3 protein-coding genes and 2 pseudogenes are annotated in these 5,805 nt (G+C 65.4%); 3 read left to right on the top strand and 2 right to left on the bottom strand.

What is annotated here, in order from left to right; translation table 11 throughout:
- From VL598_RS04065 to arfB, 3 genes and pseudogenes are all read left to right on the top strand, one after another.
- A pseudogene (locus VL598_RS04065) lies at positions 1-497 on the top strand (PD-(D/E)XK nuclease family protein); the annotation flags it as partial.
- Between the two features lie 62 nt (positions 498-559).
- Positions 560-2,863 (top strand): AAA family ATPase, encoded by a 2,304-nt coding sequence (locus tag VL598_RS04060; protein ID WP_325325415.1) that lies wholly within the window; start codon positions 560-562, stop codon positions 2,861-2,863.
- Entirely contained in the window at positions 2,860-3,264 is a 405-nt protein-coding gene (gene arfB / locus VL598_RS04055) for an alternative ribosome rescue aminoacyl-tRNA hydrolase ArfB (protein WP_325325414.1), read from the top strand. The genes VL598_RS04060 and arfB overlap by 4 nt, the downstream gene beginning before the upstream one ends.
- Here the strand turns inward: arfB and VL598_RS04050 are convergent.
- On the bottom strand, positions 3,233-4,516 hold the full coding sequence (locus VL598_RS04050; protein ID WP_325325416.1) for an EAL domain-containing protein: 1,284 nt from the start codon (positions 4,514-4,516) through the stop codon (positions 3,233-3,235). The genes arfB and VL598_RS04050 overlap by 32 nt on opposite strands.
- Positions 4,517-4,875: 359 nt before the next feature.
- A pseudogene (locus VL598_RS04045) lies at positions 4,876-5,805 on the bottom strand (DMT family transporter); the annotation flags it as partial.

The following is a 5,805-nucleotide window of genomic DNA, read 5'->3' as shown; positions in this document are numbered from 1 at the left end:
CGAGCCTGGATCCTACGCGCAGGCTAATCGAATGGCCGTTTTTGTTCTCATCGCCGCGATTCGATCTGAGCGCATTGCGGCGTCTTCTCGTCGCGCATGACTACCCCGATGTGGCGCTGCAGCCGACGACGCTGGCGGGTTTCGTCAAAGGCTTCGTCGACATGATCGTCGAGCATGCGGGCCGCTTCTGGATCATTGACTGGAAGTCGAACCACCTTGGCACGGACGTAGCCGATTATGGCGCGGCTGCGCTTTCCTCGGCGATGAGCGCGCATGCCTATCACCTTCAGGCGCTGCTCTACACCGTCGCGTTGCATCGATACTTGTCGGTGCGCAAACGCGATTACGACTATGACGCGCATATCGGCGGCTACGTGTACGTGTTTTTGCGCGGCGTGCGCCCCGGCTGGCGCGACGGTGACCAGCCAGCCGGCGTGCATCTGCGCAAACCGGCACGCGCGCTCATTGAGGCGCTTGACCGCTTGACGGGGGCGGGAGCAGGGGCGGAGGCGAAAGAGGCTAAAGAGGCTAAAGAGGCTAAAGAGGCGAAGGGGGGCGCATGAACGGCTTGCAAGAAACTGGAACCACGGCCGCGTCGGCGGACACCGCGCATTCACCGCGTGACGCTGCCTCGACGCGTGTCGACGCTCAAATCGTGCCGGTTGCAGACCCCGCCGCACCGGGCGATTTCAGCACTGCGCTCGCACAGGGTTTCGCCCGCCGCATCGGCGAGCTGGCGATGCGGCTCGGCGCTTCGGAAGAATCGGTGACATGGGTGTGCCGCGCTGCATTTGCGGCAAGCCGCGCGACGAGTGCTGGCCACGTATGTGTGAGCGTCGTGCGGCTTGCGCGACAGTATGGCGCGACAACGGCAACGGTGCGCGCAGCGCTCCTCACGAGCCGCGTCGTTTCGAACGCCAGCGCTGACAGCGCGGCGTCACGGCCGCTTGTGCTCGATGCGGGCGATGCAGCGGGCAAACTGTATCTCGCCCGTTACTTCGACTATGAGCGCCGTCTAGCCCAAACGATCGTCGCTCGAACTCAGCCAAGCGCCGGCGACGCTCCCGGCGCGAATGCCGGCGTTGGGCTTTCAGCGCTTGGCGTGCGGCTTTCACGCTTTTTCGGCGCGTCGTCGACGGACGAAATCGATTGGCAGCGAGCCGCCGTCGCGCTCGCGCTCGCAAGCCGTTTGACGATCGTGAGTGGAGGTCCGGGCACGGGCAAGACGACGACTGTCGTCGGCCTGCTCGCCTCGCTCATCGACGAAAACCCCGAATTGTCCATCGCCCTGGCGGCGCCGACGGGCAAAGCGGCGCAGCGTATGCAAGAAGCGCTGGCCGCGCGCGCGGGCATGCTGCCGCCCGAGATCGCAGCGCGCTTGCCACGCAGTGCACAAACGCTGCACCGCTTGCTCGGGGCTGGCCAAACCGGCACACGCTTGCGTCACCACCGTGACAATCCGCTGCCGTACGACGTGCTTGTCGTCGATGAAGCGTCGATGATCGACGTTGCGATGGCGGCCCAGCTTTTTGATGCACTTGCGCCTGCGACGCGGGTGATCATGTTGGGTGACAAGGATCAGCTAGCCGCCGTCGAGGCGGGGGCGGTATTTGCCGAGTTGAGCGCCCGACCGGCCTTCAGCGCGAACGGCATCGCGCGCATTGCGGCGGGGACTGGGCTCGACGAGGCGCGCGTGAAGTTGGCACTGGCGACGCTCTGCCAAGAGACGGATGCGCCGCAGCGCGCGACGAGCGCAGCGACATCGTTCGATGATGACGCGTTATTTCCGGCAGACGCTGAGATCGACTTTGATCGAGCCTCCTTTTATGGCGCGGCGAACGCAGGAAGAGTCGCGGCCAGAGAAAGCCGTCTCGCCGACACAGCGGAGGTTGCCAGCGGCAACAACGTCGGCAACAACCACGGCAACGTTACGGAGGATGGATTCGATCCCGACGTGTTCAGCTCGCGTGCACCCAACGGTGCCATCGGCATGTCGCCGCTTGCCGACTGCGTGATCTGGCTGGAGCGCAATTATCGTTTCGGGCTCGATTCGCCGATCGGCCGCTTGTCGTTGGCGATTCGCGGCGGTGACGTGCATGCCGCGCTCGCTTCCTTGACCCTGCTGAGCGCGGCGGCTGATTCCGCAGGGCGGCAACAGAGCGTCGCCGTGCTCGATGAAGACACGGGCGCATCGCTTGCCGCACCTACCGTGGAGCGTTTGGCGCAGGGCTTTACGGCGTATGCCACCGCGCTCAAGACGGCGCTGGCTCGAGAAACGCCTGACCCGTCGCCGCTCTTCGACGCACTGAACGCATTCCGGATCTTGTGTGCGACGCGCAGCGGTGCACGCGGTGTCGATGCGCTCAATGCGCTGATGGCGGCGCATGTTCGGCGTGTAGCGCGCGTGCCACTCGCGCCGGGTGCGAGCTGGTTCGCAGGCCGCCCAGTCATGATCGCGCGCAACGACTATGCACTCGGTCTTTTCAACGGTGACATCGGTATCGCGCTGCCGAGCGCAAGCGGCGCGCTGCGCGTTTATTTCCGCACGGCGGAGGGCGGCGTGCGCGCCGTGACGCCGGCGGCGCTCCCGCCGCACGACACGGCGTTCGCGCTCACCGTGCACAAGTCGCAGGGCTCCGAGTTCGATGAAGCTGCGCTGGTTCTTCCGGCCGCGGTGAGCCGCGTGCTGTCGCGCGAGCTTGTCTACACGGCCGTGACGCGTGCGCGTGTGGCGGTGCGCATCGTCGGGCCGCGAGCCGTGTTGACCGAGGCGATCGCGACACCGACACGCCGTGATTCGGGACTCGCCTCGCGCATGGCCGAGGCGCTGGTAGGACAGGCGGCCCAGGCGGGACAGCGATGACCTTGCGCTATACCGTGGCGCCTCACGAGGTCGAGCTGACGGCCGTGCGTGCTCAGGGCGCGGGCGGCCAGAACGTCAACAAAGTGTCGAGCGCCATTCATTTGCGCTTCGATATTCACGCCTCCTCGCTGCCCGAGCCGATCAAGATGCGTCTCGTCGCCTTGCACGACCATCGCATTACACGCGACGGCGTTGTCGTCATCAAAGCTCAGGAGTATCGAACACAGGACATGAACCGCGACGCCGCGCTGGCGCGTCTCGACGCGTTGATTGCCAGCGTGAGCGGCGTGCAGCGGGCGCGGATTGCCACCAAGCCGACGAGGGCCTCGACAGCGAGACGGATCGAAAGCAAGGTGCGCCGCGCAAAGGTCAAGGCGGGGCGCTCGCGTGTGACGGAGTAGCCGGCTCCACCGGCGCAAAGTCGATGCAAAACACCTGCAACTCGCCGCCGAACTCGACGGTCACGGCCGCCGTATAGCAGTCCCTTCCCTCGGTGAGCGAGTAGTGCGGGCCCATAACGGCGACCCGGCCCGGCGTCGCGAGCGCCCGCTTGAAGTAGGCGCGGCGCGACCAGTTGCTGCGGGTATCAGGAAAAAGCGGCCAGAGCCGCGCCGGCCGCGGTGCGCTTTCGTGCGCGATCGACGGCTGGCGCTGCTCGCCCTCAGCATCGAGGACAAAAACACGGCGCGCCGACGATCGGCTGAACACCTGGCGGGCGGCAAGCTCGAGCCTGCCCGTCACGCGGTAGATTTGCGCCCCGGCGCGCACGGCTTCCTCGAATTCCGTGAAGTCAATGGGCGGTCGAGGCGCACTGCCCGCGTGCGTGCGGTAGCGCTCCCAAATCGAATCCATGGTTGGCGACGCGGCTGCGGCAGCCTCCCCGAGCGTGGGATGCGGCTCGCCAAGCCAATAGCCCTGCACGAAATCGGCGTCGGCCTCCATCAAGGTCAGCAGTTCCGCCTCCGTCTCGACACCTTCGCCGAGGACCATGGTACCTGCGCGATGAAGCATCGTGATGAGCTGTGCCGCGAATTGCGGGTCCGCGCCGGGCGTCGCCATCCGTGCGACGAGCGAGCGATCGAGCTTGACGATATCGGGCCTCACCTGCCATAGGCGGTCGAAGTTCGAGAAACCCGTGCCGAAATCGTCGATGGCAATGAGCAAGTCCCGCGCGCGCAGGGCATCGACCGTCTTCTTGAAGAGCGTCTCGTCTGCGGCCGGCTCCTCGATCATTTCGATTACGACGCGCCGATGAGGCACCTGGAAGTGATTGCAGAGCTCGTCGATGAGCGAGTCGTACGGCCATCCGGTGCGAAAGAGCCGCGGCAGCGCATTGACGAATAGCCAAGTCGTTTGTGCGCGCTCCTCGGCGAAATTCGCGAAATGCACGCAGCGCGCAAGCCGCTCCAGTGCGAGTGCTTCATTTTTGCTCGGCGCGCGCGCAAAAAGCGCGTCAGGCCGGATCGAGCGGCCTTCGTGATCGGTTGCGCGCAAGAGTGCCTCATAGCCGACTATCCGCTTGTGCGTAATCGAGATGACGGGCTGAAAGACGCTGCGCAGCGTGAGGCCCTGATAGACGATGTGCCAACCCGCTTCGTCGCGTTGCAGATGCGACAGAATGCGCTCGAGAGGCAGCTCGCGCTGCGATGCCATGGTCATGGCGCGATTGAAGCGCGCGAGCGTCGCGGAGCCGGCTCGGCGACGGTTGAGACGCGGAAACGGATCGGGGCCACCGGCAGCGCGCGAATACGAGCGGCTCGGCGAACGAGGGGTCCAGACATGCCTGACTCTGCCCATACGGAAGGCCACCAGTGTAGCAAACGCGCTCACAAATCGTGCCGGCCAGCGTAAGTCGGCGCAGGCGACGGCAATGTTCGATCGGCTACGGTACCGCGGGAGTTGGCGCGAAAGGGGCGTGCGTCTGGCGTCAGTCGCTAAATTTTGGGCGAAAGGCGAGCACAAGAAGTGCTCGCCGACATCGAGAAGTGCTCGCCGACATCGGCTTCAGGTCGGGTCGGGTCGGTTCGGGTGCGGAGTCCGGGAATGCGTTTGACGAGGCCTGTGGCGAGGGCCGTGCCGATGAGCACGATCATGCAGCCTTCCAGCATGACGGGCGTGACGCGCTCGTTGAGAAAGAGCGTTCCCCACAGGATGCCGAAGACGGGAATGACGAAAGTGACCGTCATGGCACGAGCCGCACCGGCGGTATTGAGCAGATAAAAGTAGATGAAGTAGGCAATTCCGGTGCAGCCCACACCGAGGCTCAGCACAGCGCCCCACGCGAGCGCTGAGACAGGCGCCGTGGGCCAAGTCGCGATGGCGAACGGCACGAGCGCGACTGTGGAGCCAATCATGCTGCCGGTGGCGACGGTCAACGCGTCGACTCCCATGAGACGCCGTTTCGCGAAATTGGCCGCGATGCCGTAAAGGAACGCCGCGGCCGTGGCGGCTGCCGCGGCCAGTGCCATCTGCAGGGGCGTCGCCGATCCCGGGTGGGGCATCGCAATCTCATCCCAGACCAGCGTGACGACGCCGGCAAAGCCGAGCGTCATGCCGAGCGTGCGCACCCACGTGAGCCGTTCACCGAGCCAGATGTAGGCGATGAGCGCGCCCCACAGCGGCGTCGTTGCGTTGATGACGGAGGTGGTGCCGGCCGACAGCGTCAGCTCGGCAAAGGCGAAGAGGCAAAATGGTGCTGCCGAGTTAAGCACACCGACGATGAAGAGCGGCAGCGCGCGAGCGCGTAACGTTGCGAGCGTCGATGCTCTCGATTTTGCGCCGCGGGCCACGACCATCGCCACGAGAAACGCTGCGCCGATCGACACGCGCAACGCCATGAGCGGTGCGACGCCGAACTCGGCTACGCCCACGCGTATGAAGAGGAACGAAGCGCCCCAGAGGGCTGCCAGCACCAGCAAGAGAACGAGGTGACGTGTCTTCAT

The organism is Trinickia sp. (genome assembly GCF_035492435.1).
Taxonomy (GTDB): domain Bacteria; phylum Pseudomonadota; class Gammaproteobacteria; order Burkholderiales; family Burkholderiaceae; genus Trinickia.
Note: the sequence above shows the minus strand (reverse complement) of the source record. Positions and strands in the feature narration are given on the sequence as shown.